26 protein-coding genes, 1 pseudogene and 1 riboswitch are annotated in these 26,664 nt (G+C 73.2%); of the genes and pseudogenes, 14 read left to right on the forward strand and 13 right to left on the reverse strand.

Annotated features, from left to right (window positions below; genetic code table 11):
* Positions 1-108: 108 nt before the first annotated feature.
* From amaP to ACWD01_RS35210, 5 genes are read right to left on the reverse strand one after another with little or no spacing between them, the layout of a single operon-like run.
* The gene (gene amaP / locus ACWD01_RS35190) at positions 109-696 is read right to left on the reverse strand and encodes an alkaline shock response membrane anchor protein AmaP (RefSeq protein WP_451167773.1); all 588 of its coding nucleotides are present in this window, start codon (positions 694-696) and stop codon (positions 109-111) included.
* Between the two features lie 3 nt (positions 697-699).
* The gene (locus tag ACWD01_RS35195) at positions 700-1,416 is read right to left on the reverse strand and encodes a DUF6286 domain-containing protein (RefSeq protein ID WP_451167775.1); all 717 of its coding nucleotides are present in this window, start codon (positions 1,414-1,416) and stop codon (positions 700-702) included.
* Complete coding sequence (locus ACWD01_RS35200) at positions 1,413-1,760, reverse strand: hypothetical protein (RefSeq protein WP_451167819.1); 348 nt, start codon at positions 1,758-1,760, stop codon at positions 1,413-1,415. The genes ACWD01_RS35195 and ACWD01_RS35200 overlap by 4 nt, the downstream gene beginning before the upstream one ends.
* Positions 1,761-1,808: 48 nt before the next feature.
* Entirely contained in the window at positions 1,809-2,000 is a 192-nt protein-coding gene (locus ACWD01_RS35205; protein ID WP_451167777.1) for a hypothetical protein, read from the reverse strand.
* An 11-nt stretch (positions 2,001-2,011) separates the two neighbouring features.
* Positions 2,012-2,506, reverse strand: a complete 495-nt coding sequence (locus tag ACWD01_RS35210) for an Asp23/Gls24 family envelope stress response protein (RefSeq protein WP_451167779.1) — start codon at positions 2,504-2,506, stop codon at positions 2,012-2,014.
* Between the two features lie 92 nt (positions 2,507-2,598).
* On the opposite strand from ACWD01_RS35210, the gene ACWD01_RS35215 reads away from it, so the two are divergent.
* A complete protein-coding gene (locus ACWD01_RS35215; RefSeq protein WP_451167781.1) occupies positions 2,599-3,270 on the forward strand; it encodes a hypothetical protein in 672 nt (223 codons plus the stop codon).
* Between the two features lie 47 nt (positions 3,271-3,317).
* On the opposite strand, the gene ACWD01_RS35220 is transcribed toward ACWD01_RS35215, so the two are convergent.
* From ACWD01_RS35220 to ACWD01_RS35230, 3 genes are all read right to left on the reverse strand, one after another.
* Positions 3,318-4,109, reverse strand: coding sequence for an enoyl-CoA hydratase/isomerase family protein (locus ACWD01_RS35220; RefSeq protein ID WP_451167783.1), 792 nt, complete (start codon positions 4,107-4,109; stop codon positions 3,318-3,320).
* A gap of 151 nt (positions 4,110-4,260) precedes the next feature.
* Entirely contained in the window at positions 4,261-4,482 is a 222-nt protein-coding gene (locus tag ACWD01_RS35225; RefSeq protein ID WP_005319113.1) for a helix-turn-helix domain-containing protein, read from the reverse strand.
* 388 nt (positions 4,483-4,870) lie between these two features.
* Entirely contained in the window at positions 4,871-6,469 is a 1,599-nt protein-coding gene (locus ACWD01_RS35230) for an ABC-F family ATP-binding cassette domain-containing protein (protein ID WP_451167786.1), read from the reverse strand.
* A 268-nt stretch (positions 6,470-6,737) separates the two neighbouring features.
* Between ACWD01_RS35230 and ACWD01_RS35235 the strand changes: the two genes are divergently transcribed.
* Positions 6,738-7,145: a VOC family protein gene (locus ACWD01_RS35235; protein ID WP_451167788.1), complete on the forward strand. Its 408-nt coding sequence runs from the start codon at positions 6,738-6,740 to the stop codon at positions 7,143-7,145.
* A gap of 43 nt (positions 7,146-7,188) precedes the next feature.
* On the opposite strand, the gene ACWD01_RS35240 is transcribed toward ACWD01_RS35235, so the two are convergent.
* The 3 genes from ACWD01_RS35240 to ACWD01_RS35250 form a co-directional block, all read right to left on the reverse strand.
* Positions 7,189-8,577: a hypothetical protein gene (locus tag ACWD01_RS35240; protein WP_451167790.1), complete on the reverse strand. Its 1,389-nt coding sequence runs from the start codon at positions 8,575-8,577 to the stop codon at positions 7,189-7,191.
* A gap of 80 nt (positions 8,578-8,657) precedes the next feature.
* On the reverse strand, positions 8,658-9,785 hold the full coding sequence (locus ACWD01_RS35245; RefSeq protein ID WP_451167792.1) for an alpha/beta hydrolase: 1,128 nt from the start codon (positions 9,783-9,785) through the stop codon (positions 8,658-8,660).
* A 67-nt stretch (positions 9,786-9,852) separates the two neighbouring features.
* Positions 9,853-10,542: a class II aldolase/adducin family protein gene (locus ACWD01_RS35250; protein WP_451167794.1), complete on the reverse strand. Its 690-nt coding sequence runs from the start codon at positions 10,540-10,542 to the stop codon at positions 9,853-9,855.
* A gap of 209 nt (positions 10,543-10,751) precedes the next feature.
* Here ACWD01_RS35250 and ACWD01_RS35255 point away from each other — a divergent pair, with 209 nt between their 5' ends.
* From ACWD01_RS35255 to cobC, 9 genes and pseudogenes are all read left to right on the forward strand, one after another.
* Positions 10,752-11,978 (forward strand): anion permease, encoded by a 1,227-nt coding sequence (locus tag ACWD01_RS35255; RefSeq protein WP_451167796.1) that lies wholly within the window; start codon positions 10,752-10,754, stop codon positions 11,976-11,978.
* 12 nt (positions 11,979-11,990) lie between these two features.
* Positions 11,991-12,212: a hypothetical protein gene (locus tag ACWD01_RS35260; RefSeq protein ID WP_451167798.1), complete on the forward strand. Its 222-nt coding sequence runs from the start codon at positions 11,991-11,993 to the stop codon at positions 12,210-12,212.
* Positions 12,213-12,343: 131 nt separating this feature from the next.
* A riboswitch (cobalamin riboswitch) is annotated at positions 12,344-12,479 on the forward strand.
* 123 nt (positions 12,480-12,602) lie between these two features.
* Positions 12,603-13,553 carry a cobalamin biosynthesis protein gene (locus ACWD01_RS35265; protein WP_451167800.1) on the forward strand — a complete coding sequence of 317 codons (951 nt, stop codon included), beginning with the start codon at positions 12,603-12,605 and terminating at the stop codon, positions 13,551-13,553.
* Positions 13,550-15,055 carry a cobyric acid synthase gene (locus ACWD01_RS35270; protein WP_451167802.1) on the forward strand — a complete coding sequence of 502 codons (1,506 nt, stop codon included), beginning with the start codon at positions 13,550-13,552 and terminating at the stop codon, positions 15,053-15,055. The genes ACWD01_RS35265 and ACWD01_RS35270 overlap by 4 nt, the downstream gene beginning before the upstream one ends.
* Before the next feature lie 133 nt (positions 15,056-15,188).
* Positions 15,189-17,231, forward strand: coding sequence for a putative cobaltochelatase (locus tag ACWD01_RS35275; RefSeq protein ID WP_451167804.1), 2,043 nt, complete (start codon positions 15,189-15,191; stop codon positions 17,229-17,231).
* Positions 17,231-17,839: a cob(I)yrinic acid a,c-diamide adenosyltransferase gene (gene cobO / locus ACWD01_RS35280; RefSeq protein WP_356898740.1), complete on the forward strand. Its 609-nt coding sequence runs from the start codon at positions 17,231-17,233 to the stop codon at positions 17,837-17,839. Before ACWD01_RS35275 ends, cobO begins: the two co-directional genes overlap by 1 nt.
* Entirely contained in the window at positions 17,833-19,185 is a 1,353-nt protein-coding gene (locus ACWD01_RS35285; protein WP_451167806.1) for a cobyrinate a,c-diamide synthase, read from the forward strand. Before cobO ends, ACWD01_RS35285 begins: the two co-directional genes overlap by 7 nt.
* Before the next feature lie 98 nt (positions 19,186-19,283).
* Positions 19,284-19,673, forward strand: a pseudogene (locus ACWD01_RS35290) (cobalamin biosynthesis protein); the annotation flags it as partial.
* A 209-nt stretch (positions 19,674-19,882) separates the two neighbouring features.
* Entirely contained in the window at positions 19,883-20,983 is a 1,101-nt protein-coding gene (gene cobC / locus ACWD01_RS35295) for an Rv2231c family pyridoxal phosphate-dependent protein CobC (RefSeq protein ID WP_451167808.1), read from the forward strand.
* Between the two features lie 69 nt (positions 20,984-21,052).
* On the opposite strand, the gene ACWD01_RS35300 is transcribed toward cobC, so the two are convergent.
* Both ACWD01_RS35300 and ACWD01_RS35305 read right to left on the reverse strand, forming a co-directional pair.
* The gene (locus tag ACWD01_RS35300; RefSeq protein WP_451167810.1) at positions 21,053-21,991 is read right to left on the reverse strand and encodes an SCO1860 family LAETG-anchored protein; all 939 of its coding nucleotides are present in this window, start codon (positions 21,989-21,991) and stop codon (positions 21,053-21,055) included.
* A gap of 378 nt (positions 21,992-22,369) precedes the next feature.
* Positions 22,370-23,455 carry an amidohydrolase family protein gene (locus tag ACWD01_RS35305; protein ID WP_451167812.1) on the reverse strand — a complete coding sequence of 362 codons (1,086 nt, stop codon included), beginning with the start codon at positions 23,453-23,455 and terminating at the stop codon, positions 22,370-22,372.
* Positions 23,456-23,596: 141 nt separating this feature from the next.
* Between ACWD01_RS35305 and ACWD01_RS35310 the strand changes: the two genes are divergently transcribed.
* The 3 genes from ACWD01_RS35310 to ectB form a co-directional block, all read left to right on the forward strand.
* Positions 23,597-24,697: a pyridoxal-phosphate-dependent aminotransferase family protein gene (locus ACWD01_RS35310; protein ID WP_451167814.1), complete on the forward strand. Its 1,101-nt coding sequence runs from the start codon at positions 23,597-23,599 to the stop codon at positions 24,695-24,697.
* Between the two features lie 353 nt (positions 24,698-25,050).
* Positions 25,051-25,581, forward strand: a complete 531-nt coding sequence (gene ectA / locus ACWD01_RS35315) for a diaminobutyrate acetyltransferase (RefSeq protein ID WP_451167815.1) — start codon at positions 25,051-25,053, stop codon at positions 25,579-25,581.
* Positions 25,582-25,669: 88 nt separating this feature from the next.
* Positions 25,670-26,664: diaminobutyrate--2-oxoglutarate transaminase (ectB, locus tag ACWD01_RS35320; protein WP_451167817.1), on the forward strand; the 995-nt coding region annotated here is incomplete at its 3' end.

The raw sequence follows: 26,664 nt of genomic DNA on the forward strand, positions 1-26,664 counted from the left end.
GGCTGGATTCTCCAGCCCCGCCGGCGTTTGAGGCGCGGGGGTCCGGGGGCAGCGCCCCCGGTTCGGGAAGGGGCGGGGTGGGGAAACGGCCCGCGCAGCGGCGCCCTGTCACGACACCCGCCGCGCCCGATGCCTCGCCACCCCCATCCGCACCTCCGTCGGCAACGCCTCCAGCCCCGCCGAGTCCCGCGCGTGCGCCACCGCCTCGTCGGCGAGACGCTCCAGTGTCGCCCGCGGCGCCGCGTCGGGTTCCAGCTGGAGCACCACCCGCGCCCGCGGCGCGTTACGCCGGCCGACCAGTGCGACGGAGGCGCGGGAGACGCCCTCCAGGGACGCCGCCTCATCCTCCAGTACGCCCTCCAGAGCCCGCCCCCGCAGCAGCGCGCCCTCACCGTCGCCGCTCTCCACCAGGACCTCCGCCAGCCGTGCGCGCCGGAATTGGGCGAGGAGCCACCAAAGGGCGAGGACGACCAGCAGGGCGAGCACCGCGATGACGACCGGCCACCACCAGCCCTCGTCCTGCCAGCGCGCCCGGTCGGCTTCGCTCAGCAGGACGTCGTGCGGTCCGTCGTAGGGCCACCACGAGGGGACGGAGAGACCGGCGCCCGCCGCGAGGACGGCGCCTCCGGCGCAGATCATCACCAGCCCGGCGAGACCGAGGAGCACACGGTTGACGGCTCGAAGCTTCTCGTGCACGGGTCATCGCCCCTTCTTCGCCGGCGGTCTGCCCACATGCACGGCCAGGGCCGGAGGCCGGGCGAGGCCGAGTTCCTTCAGTCCCACACCGAGCGCCGTGTCCAGGTCGGCGCGTACGTCGTCGAGGTCGCGGAAGTGGGCCCGCGCCTGCACCGACGCCCGGGAACGCCCCATCCGCACCCGGACGCTCTGCACCCCGGAGACCTCCATGGCCCGGTCGCGCAGCACGAGGGCCGCGGCGTCACGGTGGAGACCGGCCCGCAGATGCGCCCGGTCCCGCCGCATCGGCAGCAGCGGCCGCAGGCCCGGTGTCACCGCGAGGACGACGAGCCAGATGCCGACGAGCATCACGGCGCCCGCCGCGGCGAGGATCGCCATCTCGTCGAGGCGCCATTCGGCGAGGTGGTCGGCCACGGCACGCCGCCAGCGCATCGCGGGCCGGTCGGCCCGTACCGCCGCGACGTCGTACAGCAGCAGTCCGGCGCCGCCGAGGATCAGCAGTGCCAGCAGCGTGGCGGGCACGCGGCGCACCGACCAGAAGCGCCCGGCCCTGCCGCCGTCCCCGTCCTCCCCGGGCACCGGGTCGTACGCGGACGCGGAGGCGGACTGGTCCAGTTCGAGGACCGGAGGTCCGGAACCCGTGGCCCCCGCGGCCGGTCCGGCCTCCGTCGGTCTGTCGGGGCCCGGCCCCGCGCCGGTGGGCTTCTCCGGTTCGGTCATCGAATCCTCCCCTGCGCCGCACCGCGCGAGTGGGCGGAGTGCAGCCGCTCGACGTGCACCGCCACCTCGGGGACCTCCATCCCCGCCAACGCCTTTACCCGCTGGACGACTTGCCGACGCACCGCGCCGCACTGGGCGCCGATGTCGGAGGGGTAGTCCAGTTCGAGGCTGACCCGTACCCGGGCGGTGTCGTGGTGCACGACGACCATGGCGTGCGGCGGTGTGCCGCCCTCCGGCGTCCTGGGCAGCGCTTCACGTGCCGCCTGCGCGGCGATCTTCGCGACGACGCGATCGGCGATGGTGGTCGCGCCCCGGGCGGCCGGTGCCGGCCGCCCCACGGGCATGTCTCCGGGCGTGCCCGACACCCCCACCGGATCCACGGCCACGGTCCGTCACCGCCGCCCGTCGCCACGCTCGCGGCCCCGGAAGAAGTCGCCGACCTCGAGGTCGCCCTCGAGGAACCGGCCGACCACGAATCCGACCGCTCCCAGGGCCGCCACCAGCAGAAACGCACCGAACCCGCCGAAGTATCCGGCGAATCCGAGGGCCATGCCGGCCAACAGTCCGACCACCGCCATGCTCATGTTGGGCTCCTCTACTGGAGTCGCGGCTCCGGCTCTTCCTCTTCCTCTTCGGGCAGTTTCACGTCGCCGACGGCGATGTTGACCTCGACGACCTCGAGCCCGGTCATCCGCTCGACGGCGGAGACGACGTTCTCCCGGACGTCGCGGGCGACATCGGCGATGGAGACGCCGTAGTCGATGACGATCTCGAGGTCGAGCGCGGTCTGAACCTCGCCGACCTCGGCCTTCACGCCACGCGTGGCACTCGATTTGCTGCTGCTGGAGCCCACCCGGTCGCGCACCGCGCCGAACGTACGGGACAGCCCGCCGCCCATCGCGTGAACGCCGAGCACATCCCTGGCGGCGAGTCCGGCGATCTTCTCCACCACGCCGTCGGCGATGGTGGTACGGCCGCGGGCTCCCGGCTCGGGAAGGCGTTTGCCGCCGGGCCGCCGGTTCGCGTCGCTGGAACCCGACAGCTCGTCTCCGGACGTCGTGGGCTGACTGCGCCCAGGTGTTTCGGTCATCGCTGTGGTCCTTTCCGGGCGGTTGGTTACCCCGTTGCCCACATTAGGCGCGCTTGCCCCCATCCGCTCCGGGGATGCGGCAGGCTGGTGCAATGACCACTCCCGATGCGGTGCGGCGGCGGGTGCGCAGGGTGCTGGGGCTCGGCGGACTCCTCGCGCTGGGCGGTCCGGCGGACGGCGCCTGGCTGGCCGAGTCGGCGGCCGTCGCGGTGCTGCGCGGTGCGGCGGCCTCGGTGCCGGGGGCCGCGCTGGACGACGTACGGCTCTCCCTGGCCGACCCCTCGGCGGCCGAGGACCCGACGGCGCCGGCCCCGCCGGCGGCGCTGCCTCCGGGGCCGCTCCGGATCGGGGCGGACGTGGCGGTGTGGGACCTCGACGAGCCGCTGCCGGCGCTCACGGCTGCGCTGCGGAGCGCGCTGTTCGACGCGGCGGTGGAGGATCTGGGCCTTGCGGTCACGGTCGTCGATCTGCGGGTGACCCGGCTGCTGGACGCGGCCCCGGAGGAGCGCCCGCCGCCCAAGCCGCCTGCGGCCGAGGCCCCGTCCGACCCGGCGGGCACGGCCGCAGCCTCGACCCCGGGGGTGGCGTACCTGACGGCGACGCTGGGCACGGCGGTGCATTCGGCGCCGGACCATGTCCGCGTCGAACTGGCGGCGGCGGAGGGACACCGGGCGCTGGACGTGGCACGGGCGGTGCGGGGCGCGGTGGGAGCGGCGCTGGGCGACGACCGGGCCGTGACGGTGGTGGTCACGGCCCTGCCGTGACCACTCCGCCTTCTCGTAACCGGGCTCTGCCCCGGGAGGGGAAAACGTCAGTCCGCGAGCCCCGCCAGGTCGCGCAGCCGGCGCCCCTGCGCCGCCCGTTCCGCCGCGCGCTGGTCGTCGTACGAGCGGTCCGCCGCCCCCCGCAGCAGCGCCTTCGTCTCGATCACCGCGTCCCGCGGCGCGGCGAGGAGCGCCGACGCCAGGTCCCGTACGGCGGCGTCGAGTTCGTCGCCGGGGACGACGAGGTTGGCCAGGCCGGTGCGTTCGGCCTCCTCCGCGTGGACGAAGCGGCCGGTCGCGCAGATTTCGAGCGCGCGGGCGTAGCCGACGAGGGACACCAGCGGGTGCGTGCCGGTGAGGTCGGGGACGAGGCCCAGCGCGGTCTCGCGCATGGCGAACTGCACGTCCTGCGCGACGACCCGCAGGTCGCAGGCGAGGGCGAGCTGGAAGCCGGCTCCGATCGCGTGTCCTTGGACCGCCGCGATCGTGATGATGTCGTTGCGGCGCCACCAGGTGAACGCCTCCTGGAACTCGGCGATGGACGCGTCGATCTCCGCGTCGGTGCCGCGTGCCAGGTCGATGAAGGACGGCTCGCCGTCGAAGCCTTCGGGCGTGAAGGCCTGCCGATCGAGGCCGGCGGAGAAGGACTTGCCCTCGCCGCGCAGCACGACGACCCGCACGCTGCCCGGCAGCGACTGCCCGGCCTGCGCCAACGCCCGCCACAGCGCGAAGTTCTGGGCGTTGCGCTTGTCCGGGTTCGTCAGGGTCACCGTGGCGACCGTGTCTTCGACGGTGAGCCGTACGCCGTCCTTGTCGAGTACGGGGTCGAGCGAAGTCATGAGGCGCCTCCGGTTCGGTGCAGTCTGGCTTACCCTTCGTGTCACGAAGGGTAAGCTACTGCACGGTAACCGCCTGATCGGTCCTGGGACCGACCAGGCGCTCGCCGTGGAACCGACGGACCGGAGAAACAGCCTCGTACGACGGGGACCGTCAGGCCGATGCGGCCTTCTTGCCTCGCGTCGCTCCGCCGCGCCCTCGCAGGACGACTCCGGATTCACTGAGCATCCGGTGGACGAATCCGTAGGAGCGGCCGGTCTCTTCGGCCAGCGCCCGGATGCTCGCACCGGAGTCGTATTTCTTCTTCAGGTCTGCCGCGAGCTTGTCGCGCGCGGCGCCGGTTACCCGGCTGCCCTTCTTCAGAGTCTCGGCCACCCGTGCCTCCTCATGGGAAGTGCGCTCTGGAATTCCCATGATCACCCCTCCCGGGCGTCCTGGCCACCCATTCGACAAGGTCAGTACGGAACGCTTTGCCCTGCGGTAGGAGGCCACCACGAACGGAATGCCTCATTCCGGTCGGGCGCAGGCCGGTCTCAGAATCGGACCGCGACGGAAAGGCCAGGTCAGAGGTGCTGCGAGAGAGGCACCTCCGCAGCGGCCCCGGCGGCCGCGGTGCACCAGCCGCCACGCCGCGATACGAGACGCCCTCACACAGATGATGGATCACTCGTAGGCCGAATGATCCATACGGAGATCCATACGGAGGCCGCGCAGAGGGCCCCGGCAGGGTCCCGCGCCGGTGCGGGACCCGTCCGGAGGGCCGTCAGGCCAGGGCGACCAGGTCCGCGTAGTCGGCGCCCCACAGGTCCTCGACGCCGTCCGGGAGCAGGATGATCCGCTCCGGCTCGAGTGCCTCGACCGCGCCCTCGTCGTGCGTGACGAGGATGACCGCGCCCTTGTAGGTGCGCAACGCGCCGAGGATCTCCTCGCGGCTGGCCGGGTCGAGGTTGTTGGTGGGCTCGTCGAGCAGCAGGACGTTGGCGGAGGAGACCACGAGGGTGGCCAGGGCGAGCCGCGTCTTCTCGCCGCCGGAGAGCACCCCTGCGGGCTTGTCGACGTCGTCGCCGGAGAAGAGGAACGAGCCCAGCGTCTTGCGGACCTCGACGAGATCGAGGTCCGGCGCGGAGGAGCGCATGTTCTCCAGGACCGTACGGTCGGGGTCCAGGGTCTCGTGCTCCTGGGCGTAGTAGCCGAGTTTGAGGCCGTGGCCCGGGGTGACCTGGCCGGTGTCCGGCGTCTCCACGCCCGCGAGCAGGCGCAGCAGCGTCGTCTTTCCGGCACCGTTGAGGCCGAGGATGACGACGCGGGAGCCCTTGTCGATCGCGAGGTCCACGTCGGTGAAGATCTCGAGCGAGCCGTACGACTTGGACAGGCCCTCCGCGCTGAGCGGCGTCTTGCCGCAGGGCGCGGGCTCCGGGAAGCGGAGCTTGGCAACCTTGTCGGCCATGCGGACGTCCTCGAGGCCGGCCAGCAGGCGCTCGGCGCGACGGGCCATGTTCTGCGCGGCAACGGTCTTGGTGGCCTTGGCGCGCATCTTGTCGGCCTGCGAGTTGAGGGCGGCGGCCTTCTTCTCGGCGTTCTGCCGCTCGCGCTTGCGGCGCTTCTCGTCGGCCTCGCGCTGCGCCTGGTAGAGCTTCCAGCCCATGTTGTAGACGTCGATCTGGGCGCGGTTGGCGTCGAGATAGAAAACCTTGTTGACGACGGTCTCCACGAGGTCGACGTCGTGGGAGATCACGATGAAGCCACCGCGGTAGGTCTTCAGATAGTCGCGCAGCCAGACGATGGAGTCGGCGTCGAGGTGGTTGGTGGGCTCGTCGAGCAGCAGGGTGTCGGCGTCCGAGAAGAGGATGCGGGCGAGCTCGACACGGCGGCGCTGGCCGCCGGAGAGCGTATGGAGCGGCTGGCCGAGCACCCGGTCGGGCAGGCCGAGCGCGGCGGCGATGGTGGCCGCCTCCGCCTCCGCGGAGTACCCGCCCTTGGTGAGGAACTCGGTCTCCTGGCGCTCGTACTGGCGCAGCGCCTTCTCGCGGGTGGCGCCCTGGCCGCCGGCGATGCGCTCCTCGTTCTGCCGCATCTTGCGGATCAGGGTGTCGAGACCGCGGGCGGAGAGGATGCGGTCGCGGGCGAGGACGTCGAGGTCGCCGGTGCGCGGGTCCTGCGGGAGGTAGCCGACCTCGCCGGACCGGGTGATGGCGCCGCCGGCGGGGACGCCCTCGCCCGCGAGGCACTTGGTGAGCGTGGTCTTGCCCGCTCCGTTGCGGCCGACGAGGCCGATGCGGTCGCCCTTGGCGATGCGGAAGGAAGCGGATTCGATGAGGACGCGCGCGCCGGCGCGCAGCTCGATACCGGATGCGGTGATCAAGGGGAAAACTCCAGGGCGGTATGGACGGCGGAAGGGACGGGCGGCAGACGCTTCTACGCCGTCTAATGCACAAGGAGAATTGCCATACGGCCCAGTCTAACGGGACGGTGCAAGTGTTTTTCCCGGCCGGACGGGGCGACGGGCGCCTCTCAGCCCGGCGACGACGCGGGCCGCCTGCACGTGCGGCACAGCCGCGTTGTCAGTGGCGGATGCCAGACTGAGACGCAGATCACATCCCTGTCGTCGAGGAAGTTGAGGAGTGGTCGCCATGGACCGGTCGCCGAGCATCTGTCCGACGCTGGTGTACGCGGACGCCAAGGCCGCGATCAGACAGCTCACCGAGGCCTTCGGTTTCTCCGAGCACGCGGTGTACGAGAGCGAGGACGGCGGCGTGGCCCACGCCGAGCTGACGTACGGGAACGGCATGGTGATGCTGGGCAGCAAGGGCACCGGCAGCTCGTTCGACAAGCTGATGGAGGGCGCGGGGCCGACCGGTGTGTTCGTGCATGTCGACGACGTCGACGCGCACCACGGCAGAGCGGTGGAGCACGGCGCGGAGATCGTGATGCCGCCGACCGACCAGGACTACGGATCGCGGGACTACATGGCCCGCGACCTCGAGGGCAACGTCTGGAGCTTCGGTACGTACGCGCCGGGGTCGGCGGGGGCCGCGTAGACCTCGCCGTTGCCCCGCCGCGTCCCGCGCCGGGGCGACGGGGTCAGACGCCGCCGGTGTGCACCTGGAAGGCGGCCCTGCGCACCGCCTTGGCCAGCGCCGGGTCCGGGTGGGCGGCCGCGAGGGCGACCAGGACCTGGACCGTACGGGGGTGACCGCCGGCGCGGACCTCGTCGAGCAGGGCCGGGACCGTGCCCTGGACCGCCGAGTCGAGGTGCCGCAGCAGCAGTTGCGGCTCACCGTGGTCGGCGACGGCGGCCGCGGTGTCCACCCACAGCCAGGTCGCCTCCTCGCGGGTGAGGACGTCGGCCGCGTCGTCCGGGTCCGCTCCTTCGTACTCGGCCAGCCACAGCAGGGCGTACGGGCGCAGGGACGGTTCAGCGGCGGCCGCGCGGACCTCGCTCTCCGCGGGCGCGCCGACCACGCGCAGCGCCTCGAAGGCCAGACCGCGCAGCAGGGCGTCCTCGCCCCGGGCGACGGCCAGCAGTTCGGCGACGGCGCTGGAGACGGTGCGTGCCGCGAGCCAGGCGCGGTACTCGGCGCGGGCCGGGCCGGGGGTGAGGCGGGCGCAACCGCGGAGCATGTCCTCCGCGGACTGCTCGATGTTGCCCGCGGGGCTCTGCGCGGCGACGCAGATCTGCTCCAGCTTGACCCAGACCGCCCAGTTGCCGAGCGGGGTGAGGGTGGCCTGGCCGCGCTCGAGGGTCAGGGCGCCGACGGCCGACAGTCCTTCGAGTGCCCAGTCGAGGAGCGCGGCAACGGGCGCCTCGTCGGGGGCCGGTCCGGTGGCCGGTTCCGGCCGGGTGCCGTCGGGAACCTCGCAGCGTTCCTCGCGCAGCTCGGCGACGCGCTGCTGGAGCAGGTCGGCGAGGGCCGGCTTGAGCACGGGTCCGGCCGACAGCTGGAGGAGGGAGAGCACCTGGGGTACGGCTTCGACCACCTCGGCGACCGTGGCGGGAGCGACGTACCCGGGCACCGGGTGGACCAGTGACCAGGCGTCGAAGAGGGCGACCCAGCCGCGCAGCACGGCCATGTCGTCCCGGTCCCAGGCGCGCAGCCGCCAGCCGGGGCGGGCCGTCTCGCCGTGCAGTTCGATCAGACCGGCAAGGCGGGCGCGGTCCCAGCCGGCCCGTACCTGGTCCGCGGACATGTCCAGCGCGGCCGCGGCCCGCTCCCGTGCCTCCGCGATCGAGCTGGCAGCGCCGGGACCGCGCTCCACGGCCGCCCAGCGGGCGACCCGCACGGCGTCGGCGAGCACCGCCCGCGCCTGGCGCGCGAGCTCGGCGGGGGCGGGCGTGCCCTCCGGCGGCCGGGGCGACGGACGCGTGCGCCGGGTCGTCACGGCCCTTCGTGCGGTGGCCAGGGACCGCGGGCGGACAAGACTAAGTCTGGAGTTGCGCGCCAATTGCTCATCAGGCTTTCGGGACGTCACAGGGTGCAGTCTTCCCGTTGACAGGCCGAAAGCCCAAACGGAACCCTGCGGGCCGGTCCGCGCACCCTCCCGGCCTGCACTTACATCAGGGGAGTGAGGAAGCGGCGAAGGACTTCGTGGTACGCCTTGGGGTCCGCGTTCCACATGGCGGCGTGCGGAGCCTGCGGGACCGTGTGGAGGGTGACCAGATCGGGACGCCGGTCGGCGAGTTCCCGCGAGCGGTGCCAGGGGGCCAGGGAGTCGTCGGGGCCGTGGAAGATCAGTGTCGGCACGCCCAGCGACCGCGGGTCGACGGCTTCGGCGAGCCGGTCGCCGTACCCCGCCCCGGTGCGGCCCTGCGCGGCCCGCACCGCCAGCGGCAGCAGCGCGGCGGGGGTCCTGCGGGCGGCGGCGAGGCCGCGTACGGTCGCCTCCCAGTCGAGCACGGGCGAGTCCAGCACCACACCGCTGATCCGGTCCCGCAGGCCGGAGTTGGCGGCGGCGTGCAGGGCCATCGAGGCGCCGACCGACCAGCCGTGGACGATGACGCGCTCGGCGCCGTGGCGAACGGCGTGCCGGACGGCCGCGTCGAGGTCGCGCCACTCGGAGTCGCCGAGGTGGCCCAGACCGTCCGGGGACCGGGGGGCGCCCTCGTCGCCCCGGTAGGCGAGGGACAGCACCGGGAACTGCTGGCCGAGGAGGAAGTCCAGCACGTTCAGGGTGTGCTCCCGGGTGGTGCCGAGACCATGAACGGCGATGATCCAGGTGGCCCGGGCGCCTGGCACGAACCAGGCGGGGAGTGCGCCGAGTTCGCCGGGGACGAGGATGTCGGAGTGCTCGATGCCGAGCGCGGCGGACGGGTCGCCCTTGTGCACCTGCGGGGTGAGCCGGACCCGGGTGCCGGGCTCCAGCCCGCCCTCCGTGACGCGCACGAGCCGGCGCACGACCGTGTCCGCGTCGTGCGCGACGCCGTCGAGGACGGGGCCCACGACCGCGTGAACGCCCGGCGCCTCCAGTCCGTACGTGCCGGGGCGCATCGAGGCCAGGCTGCGGGTCAGCACGACGCGGCCGGGGGCGGTGGCGTGGACGGTGAGCCGGGGATCGCCCGGCAGTGGCCTTCGGGCCCCGCGGAGCGCGGCGTGGCTCGCGTAGCGGCCGGCCGCGACTGCGGCCGCGCCGACGCCGATCAGTGTGGTGACGGCCGCTGCCGTCGCTGTAGCGGGGCGCACGGGTCCAGTGTCGGGGCGGGCGCGGGTGGGGGCCAGTGGGGGGAGCCGGGCGGGCACCGCGCAGCAGTCAGGAAGAGCCCTGGCCGTAGCCCGCGAGGCGGGTGGCCGCCGCGGCCAGTTGGGGTGGGGTCAGGAGGTTCGGGGTATGGCCCGGGACGGAGGCGGCCGTGAGCCAGACGCGGCACATCCACTCCAGTTGCGCCGTGCGGTCGTACGCCTGGGGCAGGGTGTCGCCGTAGGTCACCGTCCCGTGGTTCTGGAGGAGGCAGGCCGTGCGGTCGCGCAGGGCGTGGAGCATGTTCCGGGCCAGTTCGTCCGTGCCGTAGAGGGCGTAGGGGGCGACGCGGACCGGGCCGCCGAGGGCGGCGGTCATGTAGTGGACGGGCGGGAGTTCGGGGACGAGCGTGGAGACCGCCGTCGCGTGGACGGCGTGGGTGTGCACGACGGCGCGCGCGCCGGTCTCGCGGTGGATCGCCAGGTGCAGGGGCAGTTCGCTGGTGGGCTTCAGAACTCCGAGGACCTGCGTGCCGTCGAGGTCGACAGCGACGGTGTCGCGGTCCGTGAGCCGGTCGTAGGGCACTCCGCTCGGCGTGACAAGAACCACCTCGCCGACCCGGACCGAGACGTTGCCCGAGGTGCCGACGACGAGTCCTTCGGCCGCCGTTCTGCGGGCGGTGTCCACGAGCTCCCGCCAGGTCTGCTCGATGCCGTTCCGCCGTGCCTGGCCGGTCGCCGCACCGGTCGCCTCATCAGTCATGGCGGCGATCCTGCCAGCCGGGTGCGCGGCCTCGGCGACACGGAGGGTGTTCGAGTGGCTGCTGTGAGCGCCACCGGGGCCGAAAATCGGACAAGCGGAATCAGCCGACCCCACTTGGGGACACCGCGAAGTCCGACCCAGTTCACCTTCCGTTCATTCAGGTTGCCTACGGTCCTCGCGTCAATGACGTCAAACGATTGCCTGGGTAAATGGAACACATCACACTGCTGCTCGCGATCGTGATCGTGACAGCGCTCGTGTTCGATTTCACGAACGGTTTCCACGACACCGCCAACGCGATGGCGACGACCATCTCGACCGGCGCAATGAAGCCGAAGACCGCGGTGGCCATGTCCGCCGTTCTGAACCTCGTCGGCGCTTTCCTCTCCGTGGAGGTCGCCAAGACCATCTCCAGCGGACTGGTCGACGAATCAGGCATCACACCTGAAGTCATCTTCGCGGCGCTCGTCGGCGCCATCCTGTGGAACCTGCTCACCTGGCTGGTGGGCCTGCCGTCCAGTTCGTCGCACGCCCTCATGGGCGGTCTGATCGGCGCCACGGTCGCCTCGGTCGGCTTCGCCGGGGTCAACGGCGGCGTCGTCGTCACCAAGGTGCTCATCCCGGCCATCGCCGCGCCCGTCGTGGCCGGTCTCGCCGCCATGCTGGCGGCGCGGCTGACGTACCGGGTCGACAGGAACACCGACGCGAAGGCCACCGCCAAGGGGTACCGCGCCGGTCAGATCGCATCCGCCGGTCTCGTCTCCCTGGCGCACGGCACCAACGACGCCCAGAAGACCATGGGCATCATCACGCTCGCCCTGGTCGCCGGCAATGTCCTCGCCCCCGGGTCCAACCCCCCGATGTGGGTCATCGTCTCGGCCGGTGTGGCGATCGCGCTCGGCACCTACCTCGGCGGCTGGCGCATCATCCGCACCATGGGCAAGGGCCTCACGGACCTCCAGCCGCAGCAGGGCTTCGCCGCCCAGACCAGCGCGGCCAGCGTCATCCTCGCCTCCTCGAACCTCGGCTTCTCGCTGTCGACCACGCACTCCTGCTCCGGCGCCGTCATGGGCGCGGGCCTCGGCCGCAAGGGCGGCGTGGTCCGCTGGTCGACCGCCACCCGGATGTTCGTGGCCTGGGGTCTGACCCTGCCGGCCGCCGGACTCGTCGCGGCGATGTCGGAGTACGTCACCAAGCAGGGCGGCTGGGGTGTCGCGGCCGTCGCCGTCTTCCTCGTCGGCTCCTGCATCGCGATCTGGTTCATCTCGCGCCGTCAGGTCGTCGACCACACCAACGTCAACGACGTCGACACCGAGGAGCCCGCGGACGTCGTCACGGACGCCGTCACGGCCGTCACCCCGCCGCCCGCCGGCGAACTGAAGACCACTGTCCCGGCCCCCGCCGACCCCGAGCCGGTCCGTCCGGCCGCGGTGTAAGGAAGCAGCAGCATGAAGATCGACTGGGTAGCCCTCGGCTCCGTGTTCGGCGTGAGCCTCGTCGCCACCGTCGCCCTGGTGGGCCTGTTCACCCTGGGCATCGTGGGCCTGAGCAAGCAGGGGTCCGGCACACAGACCGCCGGCTCCGCCGTACTGACCCGCACCGGCGCGTACGCGTGCTTCGCGCTCTGCGCGGCGGCGGTGTCCTACGGGATCTATCTGATCGTCACCTGACGTCCCGTATCCGCACGGAGGCCGGGCCGGACGCACCTGCGGGCGCGTCCGGCCCGGCCTTCGCGTGTGCGCCCGTGTGGGACTGCGCACACTGTCCCGCCGCAGGTCAAGGGTGAGTTGACGGGCGTTCGCGCACATGGTGGACTGCCGGGGCCATCTACGGCGGCAGAAGAGGAAGTCCGGTGCGAATCCGGCGCGGTCCCGCCACTGTCACCCGGGGACACCACCCCGGGGAGCCAGGAACTCTCGCCGCCGGTCACGTCGAACCAGGGCGCGGACCCTGAGTGAGGACTCCTGCCATGCCCGGCCGCGGTACTGCCCTGTCTGCACTGCCTGCCTTGCCTCTCGGATCCCGTCCCTGCGGACATCTCCCCTCGGACGGCTGATCACGTGCGCGCCGACCGGATCTTCCTGTACGGCGCCGCGGCCGGCCTCGTCGGCGACCGGCTCCTGGGCGATCCCCGCCGGGGGCACCCGGTCGCCGTCTTCGGGCGGGCCGCGGGCGCCGTCGAGCGTGCGCTGTGGCGTGACCACCGGGGCCGGGGCGCCCTGCACACCGCGGTGTGCGCCGGCGGAGCCGTGGCCGTGGCGGCCCTGGCCGCCCGTGCCGTACGCCGCTCCCCCGCCGCCTCGCTGGCCCTGACCGCCGCCGCGACCTGGGCCGTCGTCGGGGGCACGACGCTCGGCCGCGAGGCCGCGGCCGTCGGAGAGGCGCTGGCGGCCGGGGACGTCGAGGCCGCGCGCGAGCGGCTGCCCCATCTGTGCGGCCGCGACCCGCAGGCACTGGACGAGCAGCAGATCGCCCGCGCCGTCGTGGAGTCCGTCGCCGAGAACACCTCGGACGCGGTCGTCGGCGCCCTCGTGTGGGGCGCCGTGGCGGGCGTGCCCGGGCTGGTGGGCTTCCGGGCGGTGAACACCCTGGACGCGATGGTCGGCCACAGGTCGCCGCGCTACCGGCGCTACGGCTGGGCCTCGGCCCGCCTCGACGACGTCGCCGGCTGGCCCGGCGCCCGGCTGACCGCCGTGCTGGCGGCCCTCTGCGGGCCGGACCCGCGAGGCGCCGTGCGGGCCTGGCGGGCGGATGCCGCCAAGCACCCGAGCCCCAACGCGGGCCCCGTGGAGGCGTCCTTCGCGGGCGCCCTCGGCGTACGGCTGGGTGGGACCCTCTCCTACGGCGGCCGGGTCGAGCACCGGCCGGTGCTGTGCGGGGAGGGCCGCGCGGTGGAGTTCGGCGACATCGGTCGGGCGGTGCGGCTTTCGCGCCGAGTGGGGCTGCTGGCCCTGGCGGTCTGCGCGGGCGCACGGCTCGGCGCTGGGGCACTGAAACGGAGACGGGCATGAGCGGTGGGCTGCTGGTCGCGGGAACCACCTCGGACGCGGGCAAGAGCGTCGTCACGGCCGGGATCTGCCGGTGGCTGGTGCGGCAGGGGGTGAAGGTCGCGCCGTTCAAGGGGCAGAACATGTCCCTCAATTCGTTCGTGACGCGTGAGGGCGCGGAGATCGGGCGGGCCCAGGCGATGCAGGCGCAGGCCGCCCGCGTGGAGCCGACCGCGCTGATGAACCCCGTACTGCTCAAGCCCGGCGGCGACCGCTCCAGCCAAGTGGTGCTGATGGGCAGGCCCGTCGGCGAGATGAGCGCGAGGGGCTATCACGGGAACCGGCAACGCGAGCTTTTCGAACCGGTCATGGCGTGCCTGGATGAGCTGCGGGGCACGTACGACGCTGTGATCTGTGAAGGGGCGGGCAGTCCGGCCGAGATCAATCTGCGGCGCACGGACATCGTGAACATGGGCATCGCGCGGGCGGCCCGGCTGCCGGTGCTGGTGGTCGGCGACATCGACCGGGGAGGGGTGTTCGCGCAGTTCTTCGGTACGACGGCGCTGCTGAGCCCCGAGGACCAGTCGCTCGTGGCGGGGTATCTGGTCAACAAGTTCCGCGGCGACGTGTCGCTGCTGGAGCCGGGGCTCAACATGCTGCGCAGCCTCACCGGACGGCCGACCTACGGTGTCCTGCCGTACGCGCACGGACTCGGCATCGACGAGGAGGACGGCCTGAGGGTGTCCCTGCGCGGCGCGGTACGGGAGTCGGTGGTCGCCGCGCCCGTCGGCCAGGACGTGCTGCGGGTCGCGGTGTGCGCGGTGCCGCTGATGTCGAACTTCACCGATGTGGACGCGCTGGCGGCCGAACCGGGCGTCGTGGTGCGGTTCGTGGACCGCGCGGAGGAGCTCGTGGACGCCGACCTGGTGGTGGTCCCCGGCACCCGGGGGACGGTCAGGGCGCTGGCGTGGCTGCGGGAACGCGGGCTGGCGGACGCCCTGGCACGGCGGGCGGCGGAAGGCCGGCCGGTGCTGGGCGTCTGCGGCGGCTTCCAGGCGCTCGGCGAGCACATCGAGGACGACGTCGAGTCGAGGGCCGGCGAGGTCGCGGGGCTCGGGCTGCTGCCGGTACGGGTGCGGTTCGCGCGCGAAAAGTGCCTGGCCAGACCGGTCGGCGAGGCGCTCGGGGAGCGGGTCGAGGGCTACGAGATCCATCACGGTGTCGCCGAGGTCCTGGGCGGCGAGCCCTTCCTGGACGGCTGCCGGGTGGGCGCGGTGTGGGGGACGCACTGGCACGGGTCGCTGGAGAGCGACGGCTTCCGGCGGGCCTTCCTGCGGGAGGTCGCGGCGCGGGCGGGGCGGCGCTTCGTGCCCGCGCCGGACACCAGCTTCGGGGCGCTGCGGGAGGAGCAGCTCGACCGGCTGGGCGATCTGATCGAAGAGCACGCGGACACCGGGGCGTTGCTGCGGCTGATCGAGGACGGGGCGCCGGCGGGACTGCCGTTCGTGCCGCCGGGGGCGCCGTGACGGCCCCCGGGGCGGCGGGCGCGGGCCGCTCCCGCGGCAGACCCTCTCCCCGCTCTCTCACCGCCCGCCGCGCTCGGCGGAAACCAAGCGAGTCGCGCCGTCTGCGCGACTCCCGCAAAGGAGTGATCAAAGGATGAGCACCCCCTATCCGTTCACCGCGGTCGTCGGGATGGACGATCTGCGGCTGGCCCTGCTGCTCAACGCGGTCAGTCCGGCGGTCGGCGGTGTGCTCGTGCGAGGTGAGAAGGGCACCGCCAAGAGCACCGCGGTACGTGCCCTCGCCTCGCTGATCCCCGATGTCGACGTCGTCGCCGGCTGCCGTTTCTCCTGCGCGCCCGCCGCGCCGGACCCCTCGTGCCCGGACGGCCCGCACGAGGCCGGGGCGGCGACCGCGCGGCCCGCGCGCATGGTCGAGTTGCCCGTGGGCGCCTCCGAGGACCGGCTCGTGGGTGCGCTGGACATCGAGCGGGCGCTCTCGGAGGGCGTGAAGGCGTTCGAGCCCGGCCTTCTCGCGGACGCGCACCGCGGGATCCTCTACGTCGACGAGGTGAATCTGCTTCACGACCATCTCGTGGACGTTCTGTTGGACGCCGCCGCGATGGGCGCCTCGTACGTCGAGCGTGAAGGCGTCTCCGTACGGCACGCCTCCCGCTTTCTGCTCGTCGGGACCATGAACCCCGAGGAGGGCGAGCTGCGGCCCCAGTTGCTGGACCGGTTCGGACTCACCGTCGAGGTCGCCGCCTCGCGCGACCCCGAGCTGCGGGTGGAGGTCGTACGGCGCCGGCTCGCGTACGACGACGACCCCGCCGGCTTCGCGGCGCGCTGGGCAGGCGAGGAGGAGGCGCTGCGCGAGCGGATCTTGGCGGCGCGGGAGCTGCTGCCGCGCGTGGTGCTCGGTGACGTGGCGCTGCGTCAGATCGCCGCCACGTGTGCGGCGTTCGAGGTCGACGGTATGCGGGCCGACATCGTGATGGCCCGGACGGCGACCGCGCTGGCGGCGTGGGCGGGCCGGGACGAGGTCACGGAGGAGGACGTGCGCCAGGCCGCGCTGCTGGCGCTGCCGCACCGCAGGCGGCGCAATCCGTTCGACGCTCCCGGTTTGGACGAGGACAAGCTCGACGAGACGCTGGACGAGTTCGGCGGGGACGACGAGCCGGACCCCGAGCCCGACCCTGACCCGAACCCGGACCCCGGTCCGGAGGGCGGGCCCGGCGGCGGTGGTGGCGGGGTGCCGCCGCAGGGCGGTGAGCCGGACGCGGGAGACGCGGCCGGGTCCGAGCCGGACACGGGTCAGGCACCCGCGCCGGGTGCCGGGGGCGGCGCCGAGCAGCAGCCCGTACGGGCCGCGGAGCCGTTCCGCACGAAGATGCTGAGCGTCCCCGGTCTCGGCGAGGGCGCGGCGGGGCGCAGGTCCCGGGCGCGTACCGAGCAGGGCCGTACCACCGGCGCACGGCGGCCGCGGGGCGCGCTCACGAAGCTGCATCTGGCGGCCACCGTGCAGGCCGCCGCGCCGCACCAGCGCGCCCGTGGGCGCAGCGGGCGGGGGCTGGTGGTCCGCCGGGACGATCTGCGGCAGGCGACCCGCGAGGGGCGTGAGGGGAACCTCGTGCTGTTCGTGGTGGACGCGTCGGGGTCGATGGCGGCCAGGAAGCGGATGGGCGCGGTCAAGGGCGCGGTGCTGTCGCTGTTGCTGGACGCCTACCAGCGGCGGGACAAGGTCGGGCTGATCACCTTCCGCGGCAGGGGCGCGGAGCTGGCGCTGCCGCCCACCTCGTCGGTGGACGCGGCGGCGGCGCGGCTGGAGTCGCTGCCGACCGGCGGCCGTACGCCGCTCGCGGAGGGGCTGCTGAAGGCCCAGGACGTGCTGCGCATCGAGCGGCTGCGGGATCCGTCGCGCCGTCCTCTGCTGGTGGTGGTGACCGACGGCCGTGCCACCGGCGCGGGCGCCGGGGACGCCTTCGCGTCCGCGCTGCGCGCGGCGCGGCTGCACGCGGCGGAGAGGACCGCGGCCGTCGTCGTGGACTGTGAGACCGGGCCGGTACGGCTCGGGCTGGCCGGCAGGCTCGCCGGGTCGCTCGGCGGCAGCGCCGTGACGCTCGACGAGCTGCGGGCCGAATCGATCGCCGGGCTCGTCAAGGACGTCCGGGACGTATCCGCCACCAGGAGGGCCGCTTAATGCCGCAGGGACAACCGTCCGTCGTACCGAACGACGGCCTCACCACCCGTCAGCGCCGCAACCGGCCGCTGGTGTTCGTGCACACGGGCATCGGCAAGGGCAAGTCGACGGCCGCGTTCGGGCTCGCGCTGCGGGCGTGGAACCAGGGCTGGCCGGTCGGGGTGTTCCAGTTCGTGAAGTCGGCGAAGTGGAAGGTCGGCGAGGAGAACGCGCTGAAGGTGCTGGGCGCCAGCGGCGAGGGCGGCACGGTCGCCTGGCACAAGATGGGCGAGGGCTGGTCGTGGATCCAGCGCGAGCCCGCGGAGGGCGAGCAGTCCAACGAGGACAAGGCCCGTGAGGGCTGGGAGCAGGTCAAGCGGGACCTGGCCGCCGAGACGCACAAGCTGTACGTGCTCGACGAGTTCGCGTATCCGCTGCACTGGGGCTGGATCGACACCGACGAGGTGATCGAGGTGCTGCGCGAGCGGCCCGGCACCCAGCACGTGGTGATCACCGGCCGCAACGCGCCGCAGAAGCTGATCGACTTCGCGGATCTGGTCACCGACATGTCGAAGGTCAAGCACCCGATGGACGCGGGTCAGAAGGGCCAGCGGGGCATCGAGTGGTAGCACGTCTCGTCATCGCGGCGCCGTCGTCGGGGGCGGGCAAGACCACGGTCGCGACGGGCCTGATGGCCGCGTTCGCCGGGCGGGGTCTCGCCGTGTCGCCGCACAAGGTCGGCCCCGACTACATCGACCCCGGCTACCACGCGCTGGCCACCGGGCGGCCCGGCCGCAACCTCGACGCGTACCTGTGCGGCACGGACCTGATCGCCCCGCTGTTCCTGCACGGGGCGCTCGGCTGCGAACTCGCCGTGGTCGAGGGTGTGATGGGGCTGTACGACGGCGCCGCCGACCAGGGCGAACTGGCGTCGACGGCGCAGGTCGCGAAGTTGCTGCGGGCACCGGTGGTACTGGTCGTGGACGCGTCGTCGCAGTCACGATCGGTGGCGGCGCTGGTGCACGGGTTCGCCTCGTGGGACCCGGATGTGCGGATCGGCGGGGTGATCCTCAACAAGGTCGCCACGGACCGGCACGAGCATCTGCTGCGGGAGGCGCTCGGTGAGTCGGGGGTGCCGGTGCTGGGCGTGCTGCGGCGGGCGGCCGAGGTGGCGACGCCGTCACGGCATCTCGGGCTCGTACCGGTGGCCGAACGCCACGCCGACGCGGTGGACGCGGTCGCGTCGATGGCGGAGCAGGTCCGGCTGGGGTGCGACCTGGACGCGCTGCTGGCGCTGGCGCGCAGCGCGCCCGCACTGCACGAGACGCCGTGGGCGGCGGGCGTGGACGAGCCGCTGCCCGCGGGCGGCACGCGGCCGCCGGTGGTCGCGGTCGCCGGCGGGGCGGCGTTCACGTTCTCGTATGCGGAGCATGTGGAGTTGCTGCGGGCCGCCGGGGCGGAGGTCGTGGGGTTCGATCCGCTGCGGGACGAGCGGCTGCCGGAGGGCACCCGTGGTGTCGTCATCGGCGGCGGCTTCCCGGAGGTGTACGCGCCCGAGCTGTCCGCGAACGAGCCGTTGCGCAAGGAGGTCGCCGAACTGGCGCGCTCCGGGGCGCCGATCGCCGCCGAGTGCGCCGGGCTGCTGTATCTGGCCCGGTCGCTGGACGGGAAGCCGATGTGCGGGGTGCTGGACGCCGACGCGCGGATGTCGGGCCGGCTGACGCTCGGCTACCGCGAGGCCGTCGCGGCGGGCGACAGTCCGCTCGCCGCCGCCGGAACGCGGATACGGGGGCACGAGTTCCACCGCACGGTGCTCGAGCCGGGCGCCGGGCCGGCGCCGGCGTGGGGCATGGTGCGGCCGGAGCGCCGGGTCGAGGGGTTCGTGCAGCGGGGTGTGCACGCCAGCTATCTGCACACCCACTGGGCGTCGCGGCCGGATGTGGCGGCCCGGTTCGTGGCGGCGTGCCGGGAATGAGCGTGGCCCGATCGTTGCCCGGCGGTCCGGGGAGCCTTCCGGTACCCGGCGCCTTACCCGTCTGACCCGCCACCGGCCGTCCCCCGAAGGAGCACCGCATGACGCGGACCGTGAGCCTGGTCGTCGGCGTCGGCGCCTCGCGGGGTGTGCCCGTGGACGAGGTGTACTCGCTGGTCGTCGGGGCGCTGCGCGACGCGGGGCTGTCCCCGGCCGACGTGGTGGCGCTGGCGACCGTCGACGCGAAGGCGGCGGAGCCCGGTCTGGTGGGCGCCGCCGAGCGGCTGGGCGTGCCGCTGCTGGCGTACGGCGCCGGACGGCTGGCGCGGGTGCCGGTGGCGAACCCGTCACCGGCCGCCCTGCGTGCGGTCGGGACGCCGTCGGTCGCGGAGGCCGCGGCGCTGGCGGAGGGCGGCGAACTGCTCGTACCGAAGCGGCGGTCGGCCCCGGTGGGCCGGCCGCCGGGGGCGACGTGTGCGGTCGCCCGCCGGCGGTGAGGCGGGCGGCCGACTGCCGGAGGTGACGTGCGCGAACGGCCGCAACCCCCGGGCCACTGCCGCGATCCGGCTTCACGCGCCATGATGTCCGTCGTACGTGTGTTCACCCTCCGTTCGAACTCTCCCACCGTTCGAACTCTCATCGTTCCCCCACACCGAGGAGACATCCGTGACCAGCTCTCCCCCACCACGGCACGGCAGCCATGTACGCGCGCGCTGAGCACCCGGAGCCCCCAGAGGAGCCGGGGCAGAGCTTCGGCGGGCACGATCTGCGCCACCACGGCGACGCGGAAGTGCGGGACGGGGCCGCGGGACTGACCGATCTGGCCGTGAACGTCCGGGCCGGGACGCCGCCGGACTGGCTGCGCGAGCGGATAGCCGACTCGCTCGGCTCGCTCGCCGCGTACCCGGACGGCCGGGCGGCGCGTGCCGCCGTCGCCCGCCGCCACGGGCTGCCACAGCAGCGGGTGCTGCTGACGGCGGGCGCGGCGGAGGCGTTCGTCCTGCTGGCGCGCGCTCTTCCGGTGCGGCGGCCGCTGGTCGTGCATCCGCAGTTCACGGAGCCGGAGGCGGCGCTGCGGGACGCCGGGCACACCGTGCGGCGGCTGCTGCTCCGCGAGGACGAGGGTTTCCGGCTCGATCCGAAGGCCGTTCCGGACGAGGCGGACATGGTTGTGATCGGCAATCCGACCAATCCGACGTCGGTGCTGCACGCGGCGGAGGACATCGCCCTGCTGGCCCGGCCGGGACGGGTGCTGGTCGTGGACGAGGCGTTCATGGACGCGGTGCCGGGCGAACGGGAGTCACTGGCCGGGCGTACCGACCTGCCCGGTGTGGTGGTGCTGCGCAGCCTCACCAAGACGTGGGGGCTCGCGGGACTGCGGGTCGGCTATGTGCTCGCGGAACCGGAGACGACGGCGGCGCTGGAGCGGGCGCAGCCGCTGTGGCCGGTGTCCACGCCGGCGCTGGTCGCCGCCGAGGCGTGCATGGGGCAGGCGGCGCTGGCTGAGGCGGAGGAGGCGGCGCGCCGGATCGCGGCCGACCGGGCTCATCTGCTGGCGGGGCTGGCCGAGTTCGAGGAGGTGCGGGCGGTGGAGCCGGCCGAGAGCTCGTTCGTCCTCGTCCGGGTGCGGCGCGCGGCGCAGGTACGGGAGCGGCTGCGGCTGCTCGGCTTCGCGGCCCGGCGCGGGGACACCTTCCCCGGACTGGACGACGACTGGCTGCGCCTCGCTGTACGGGACCGGGTCACCACCAACCGGTTCCTGCAGGCGCTCGACCAGGCGCTGGCGATGGTCGGCCACTGACGCCGCGCGCGTCCACCGCGCGGCCGGGCCCCTCCCCCTCCTGAGGGACCCGGCCGGTGCGGCGGGCCGTCAGCCCCTGGACCTGCGGCGGCCGAGGTACGTCGCCGCGCCGCCGGCGGCGAGCAGGAGGGCCGCGGCGCCCGCGAGGTACGGGGTCGTGGAACTGCCGCCGGTCTCCGCGAGGTTCTCCGGGGCGGGCTCGGCACCGGACTGGGCGGAGACGCCCTCCGCCGGAGGCGCGGACTCGGCGGGCGTCCCGGGCTCGGCGGGCTTCTCGGGCGTCTTCGGCGCGTCGGGCGACTCGCAGGTGGCCTCGACGAGGGTGACCTCGCCCTGGACCTCCGCCACGTTCAGGTTCAGCGGATCGACGGCGACGTCGAGCCGCAGCGCCGTCGCGGCGGCCGTGCGGGACGTGGTGTGCGTCTTCGACAACTCGATGCTGACCTCGCCCACGTTCGGCACCGTGACGCGGGTCGGGCCGCCCGCGGTGAGCGTGACCTTCTTGCCGAGGATCTTCACCTTGCCGAGGACGTTCGACTCGGCGACGGGCTGCTCCCCGGCCGCGCAGACGGCCTTGGAGGTGACCTTCTCGACCTCGATCAGCGACAGCAGCGGCAGGCCGGGGACATGGACGCGGGCGTTCACCAGGTTGCTGTGCGCCTCGGCCCCGCCACTCTCCACGGTGGCCCTGGAGGTGGCCACGTCGGCCCGCAGCAGCTGGATCGGCCTGCCCTCCTCGACGCCGTCCAACTGGACGCTCAGCGCGGTCTTCTCGGCGCTCGCGGGCGCCTGGACCTCGTTGAGCGTGGCCTTCAGGGGCACCTGCACGGTCTTGTCGAGCAGGGAGACGTCCAGGCCGGCGCGGAGCACGACCGCGGTGGCGCGGCCCTCGCCGCCGCCGGTGGCGTGCGCCGGGGCGGCGAGCGCCAGGGGTGCGGCGCCCAGCGCGACGGCCGCGATCGCGGCGGCGGCCCTGCGTGCGGGCATGCGGAAGGTGTTGCTGTTCAAGGTGGTGGAACCCCCACGGAGACATGGCGTCGCCGGCCGTCCGACGGGGACACGTCGACGGCGGCGACCAGACACCGGAATCTTTTACGCACACCGAGTGAACCGACAGACACCTGCGGTGAGTTCACTCCAAAGTGGGGTTTCCGAGCCCGCATTCGAATCTGGAGGTACGCGCGTTCCCCTGGGGGCCGTCCCGCACGGTCCCGGGGTGGTGCGCCGGGCCGCCGACGGGGGCGCGCGTGAGGCGCTTCAACGAGGCGCGGGGTCACGGCCGGTCAACCCGGCGACGTGGCCGGCCCGTCGGCCGGCCCGTCGGCCGACCGGGCGACGGGCCGCACGGCGCCGGCCCGTCCCGGCCGGCCGAACGCCGGCGGCCCCTCAGTCGATGACCCGCCCGTTCAGGACCACCCGGCGCGGCGCGGCGAGCACCCGGACATCCGCCCTCGGGTCCTCGTCGTAGACCACCAGGTCGGCCGGAGCGCCCTCTTCGAGCGCCGGCCGCCCCAGCCAGGCCCTGGCTCCCCAGGTGGTCGCGGACAGGGCCCGGAGCGGCGGGATGCCGGCCTTCACCAGCTCGGCGACCTCGGCGGCCACCAGGCCGTGCGCCAGGGAGCCGCCCGCGTCCGTGCCGACGAAGACGGGGATGCCGGCGTCGTACGCGGCGCGCACGGTGTCGTAGCGGCGCTCGTACAGCCGGCGCATATGGGCCGACCATGCGGGGTACCTGGACTCCCCGCCCGCCGCGAGAGAGGGGAAGGTGGCGATGTTGACCAGGGTCGGGACGATGGCGACGCCACGTTCCGCGAAGAGCGGGATCGTGTCCTCGGTGAGCCCCGTGGCGTGCTCGATGCAGTCGATCCCCGCCTCCACGAGGTCGCGCAGGGAGTCCTCCGCGAAGCAGTGCGCCGTGACTCGGGCGCCCAGGCGGTGCGCCTCCGCGATGGCCGCCTCCACCGCGTCGCGCGGCCAGCAGGCGGTCAGGTCGCCCGCGTCGCGTTCGATCCAGTCGCCGACGAGCTTGACCCAGCCGTCGCCGCGTCGGGCCTCCTGGGCCACGTACGCCACCAGGTCCTCGGGCTCGATCTCATGGGCGTAGTTGCGGATGTAGCGGCGGGTGCGCGCGATGTGCCGGCCGGCCCGGATGATCTTCGGCAGGTCCTCACGGTCGTCGATCCAGCGGGTGTCGGAGGGCGACCCCGCGTCACGGATCAGCAGCGTACCCGCCTCACGGTCGGTGACGGCCTGCTTCTCGCTGGTCACGGCGTCGACCGGGCCGTGCCGGTCGAGGCCGACGTGGCAGTGGGCGTCGACGAGTCCGGGCAGCGCCCAGCCGTGCACGGTGACCGCCTCGGCGCGGGGGCGCTCGAAGGTGATCCGGCCGTCCACCGCCCACACCTCGTCCCGCACCTCCTCGGGCCCGACGAGCACCCGCCCCTTCACATGCAGCACCGTGTGATCGCTCATGTCAGGAACTCTACGAGGCCGTCGGTAGTCTCGAGCCAGCGCCCGAACACTGTCCGAACCCCGCTTCGCCACCGAGAGCTTCGGCACCGAGAGCCTCGGCGTCGGGAGAGGCTTCGGCACCGAGAGAAACAGAGCACCGCCGTGACACACCCGCTGCTGGACCTGCCCCCGCTGACCGCCGCGCGCTTCGCCGCCGTCGAGCGGAGGGTCGCGGCCCTGCTCGGCACCGAGCAGGACGTGATCATCATGCAGGGCGAGGCGCTGCTGCCCCTGGAGGGCTGCATCCGCGGTGGCGCGCACCCCGGCTCGACGGCGCTGAACGTGGTCACGGGGCCCTACGGGCAGACCTTCGGCAACTGGCTGCGCGACTGCGGGGCGAACGTCGTGGACCTCGAGGTGCCGTTCCACACGGCGATGACCGCCGATCAGGTCGAGCGGGCACTCGCGGACCACCCGGAGATCGACTTCGTCTCGCTGGTGCACGCGGAGGCCGCGACCGGGAACACCAACCCGGTCGCCGCGATCGGCGAGGTCGTGCGGGCGCACGGGGCCCTGTTCATGCTGGACGCGGTCGCCTCCGTGGCGGCGGAGCCGCTGCTGCCCGACGCCTGGGGCGTGGACCTGTGCGTGATCGGCGCGCAGAAGGCGATGGGCGGCCCGGCGGGCGTCTCCGCGGTCTCGGTGAGCGAGCGCGCCTGGGAGCGGATCGCCGCCAATCCGGCCGCTCCCCGCGCCTCCTACCTGTCCCTGCTCGACTGGAAGCAGCGGTGGATCGACGGCGGCCGCAGGGCGCTGCCGCACGCGCCGGCGCAGCTCGAGATGCTGGCACTGGAGGCGTGCGTCGAGCGCATCGAGTCCCAGGGCCTGGACACGGTGGCCGCCCGGCACGCCGCCGCGGCCGCGGCGACCCGGGCGGGCGCGCTCGCGCTGGGCGGCGGCCTCGCCCCGTACGTCCACGAGGCGCGGGACGCGGCGCCGGTGGCGACGACGCTGCGCGTCCCGTCCGGGGTGGACGCCCGGGACGTGGTGGCGAAGGCGCTGGCCGAGGACGCGTCGCTGCCCCTGGTCGCCGGGGGCGGCGCGCTGGCCGCGGAGATGATCCGGGTGAACCACTACGTTGTGGACGCGAGCCGCGACGTGGTGCTGTCCTCGCTCGCGGCGCTGGGCGGCGCGCTGGCCGGGAACGACGTGCCGGTGGATCCTCGGGCCGCGCGCCGGGCGGTCGACGAAAGCTGGAAGTAACCGGTCCGGGGTACTTTTCGAAAACTTGCATTCATATTGGGCAGTGCGACAAACATAAATACGGAGAGCGAATTCCAGTGAGTAGCTCCCCGCATTCTGCTGCCCCCGATCCAGACGCCTAAACGTGGAGATTCATATCGGTTCAGGGGGCGATTCGATCACGTGTCAACGGGGTTACCAACATGTGACCGACCACACACCGGCCACGGTCTGCCCGGAAAAATCCCCATAAACGCTGGCGTTTGCTCGATGATCGGCGTCGAGCGCGCACCCGCGCGATAACACAACGGCTCTCGCCACCCAACCCCCTGGGCCGATGCAATCTCGGAATTTGCTCGGTAAATTGAATCGACATGACCGCCGCACAAGAAGACCTTGTACGAGCCCGAGACGAATTCCTGGAGATCGACACCCCACGAGTGGAGGACGGAGCCGCGCTCTGGCGCATCGCCCGCGACTCCGAGGTCCTGGACCTCAACTCCTCGTACAGCTACCTGCTGTGGTGTCGCGATTTCGCGGCCACCTCCGTCGTGGCCCGCGGCCGCGACGGCGAGCCCATCGCCTTCGTCACCGGATACGTACGCCCGGACCGCCCTGAGGCGCTCGTCGTCTGGCAGGTGGCCGTCGACCTGGCCCACCGGGGCCGGGGACTGGCCGGCGTCCTGCTGGACGCGCTGACCGCCAGGGTCGCCGGCGGACGCGGGGTACGCGAGATCGAGACCACCATCACCCCGGACAACACCGCATCCGACGCCCTGTTCACCTCCTACGCCAAGCGCCACGGAGCATCCCTTCACCGCGAGGTCCTCTTCGACGGCGGGCTGTTCCCCGAGGGGACGCACGAGCCGGAAGTGCTGTACCGCATAGGCCCGGTCGCCGTCTGACGCGCACCGAGCGCCTCGTGCCGGCACCTGCCGCACGCCGTGTGATCCCAGACCTCTCGCGCCCCACCCCCACCCCCTGGAGTTCGCTGTGACCATCACCCCGCCCGCCCTGAGCGTCTTCGAGACCCTCGAGTCCGAGGTGCGCAGCTACTGCCGCGGCTGGCCTGCCGTGTTCGACCGTGCGCAGGGCAGCCACCTCCACGACGAGGACGGCCACACCTACCTCGACTTCTTCGCCGGTGCCGGATCGCTGAACTACGGGCACAACAACCCCGTGCTGAAACGCGCTCTGATCGACTACATCGAGCGTGACGGCATCACCCACGGCCTGGACATGGCCACCACCGCCAAGCGCGCGTTCCTGGAGTCGTTCCAGAATGTGATCCTGCGGCCGCGTGACCTGCCCTACAAGGTCATGTTCCCCGGCCCGACGGGCACCAACGCCGTCGAGGCGGCGCTGAAGCTGGCCCGCAAGGTCAAGGGCCGCGAGGCAATCGTCTCGTTCACCAACGCCTTCCACGGCATGTCGCTCGGCTCGCTCGCGGTCACCGGCAACGCCTTCAAGCGGGCCGGCGCCGGCATCCCGCTGGTGCACGGCACGCCGATGCCGTTCGACAACTACTTCGACGGCCAGATCCCCGACTTCCTGTGGTTCGAGCGGCTGCTCGAGGACCAGGGCTCCGGCCTCAACAAGCCCGCCGCCGTGATCGTCGAGACGGTCCAGGGCGAGGGCGGCATCAACGTGGCCCGCGCCGAGTGGCTGCGCGCCCTGCAGGACCTGTGCCACCGCCAGGACATGCTGCTGATCGTCGACGACATCCAGATGGGCTGCGGCCGCACCGGCGGCTTCTTCTCCTTCGAGGAGGCCGGCATCGTGCCGGACATCGTCACCGTCTCCAAGTCGATCAGCGGTTACGGGCTCCCCTTCGCCCTCACCCTGTTCAAGCCGGAGCTCGACGTCTGGGAGCCGGGCGAGCACAACGGCACCTTCCGCGGCAACAACCCGGCCTTCGTCACGGCCGCCGCCGCGCTGAACACCTACTGGGCCGACGGCCAGATGGAGAAGCAGACCATCGCCCGCGG

It is taken from the genome of Streptomyces sp. NPDC002835 (assembly GCF_053591995.1).

Bases quoted from the DNA above. Each gene is read 5' to 3' on its own strand.
- ACWD01_RS35200 (WP_451167819.1), bottom strand. From the start codon at position 1,760: ATGCCCGTGGGGCGGCCGGCACCGGCCGCCCGGGGCGCGACCACCATC.
- cobO (WP_356898740.1), top strand. From the start codon at position 17,231: ATGCCGCAGGGACAACCGTCCGTCGTACCGAACGACGGCCTCACCACC.
- ACWD01_RS35270 (WP_451167802.1), top strand. From the start codon at position 13,550: ATGAGCGGTGGGCTGCTGGTCGCGGGAACCACCTCGGACGCGGGCAAG.
- cobC (WP_451167808.1), top strand. From the start codon at position 19,883: ATGTACGCGCGCGCTGAGCACCCGGAGCCCCCAGAGGAGCCGGGGCAG.
- ectA (WP_451167815.1), top strand. From the start codon at position 25,051: ATGACCGCCGCACAAGAAGACCTTGTACGAGCCCGAGACGAATTCCTG.
- ACWD01_RS35195 (WP_451167775.1), bottom strand. From the start codon at position 1,416: ATGACCGAACCGGAGAAGCCCACCGGCGCGGGGCCGGGCCCCGACAGA.
- ACWD01_RS35250 (WP_451167794.1), bottom strand. From the start codon at position 10,542: ATGACTGATGAGGCGACCGGTGCGGCGACCGGCCAGGCACGGCGGAAC.
- ACWD01_RS35235 (WP_451167788.1), top strand. From the start codon at position 6,738: ATGGACCGGTCGCCGAGCATCTGTCCGACGCTGGTGTACGCGGACGCC.
- ACWD01_RS35215 (WP_451167781.1), top strand. From the start codon at position 2,599: ATGACCACTCCCGATGCGGTGCGGCGGCGGGTGCGCAGGGTGCTGGGG.
- ACWD01_RS35275 (WP_451167804.1), top strand. From the start codon at position 15,189: ATGAGCACCCCCTATCCGTTCACCGCGGTCGTCGGGATGGACGATCTG.
- ACWD01_RS35210 (WP_451167779.1), bottom strand. From the start codon at position 2,506: ATGACCGAAACACCTGGGCGCAGTCAGCCCACGACGTCCGGAGACGAG.
- ACWD01_RS35220 (WP_451167783.1), bottom strand. From the start codon at position 4,109: ATGACTTCGCTCGACCCCGTACTCGACAAGGACGGCGTACGGCTCACC.
- ACWD01_RS35305 (WP_451167812.1), bottom strand. From the start codon at position 23,455: ATGAGCGATCACACGGTGCTGCATGTGAAGGGGCGGGTGCTCGTCGGG.
- ACWD01_RS35260 (WP_451167798.1), top strand. From the start codon at position 11,991: ATGAAGATCGACTGGGTAGCCCTCGGCTCCGTGTTCGGCGTGAGCCTC.
- ACWD01_RS35205 (WP_451167777.1), bottom strand. From the start codon at position 2,000: ATGAGCATGGCGGTGGTCGGACTGTTGGCCGGCATGGCCCTCGGATTC.
- ACWD01_RS35255 (WP_451167796.1), top strand. From the start codon at position 10,752: ATGGAACACATCACACTGCTGCTCGCGATCGTGATCGTGACAGCGCTC.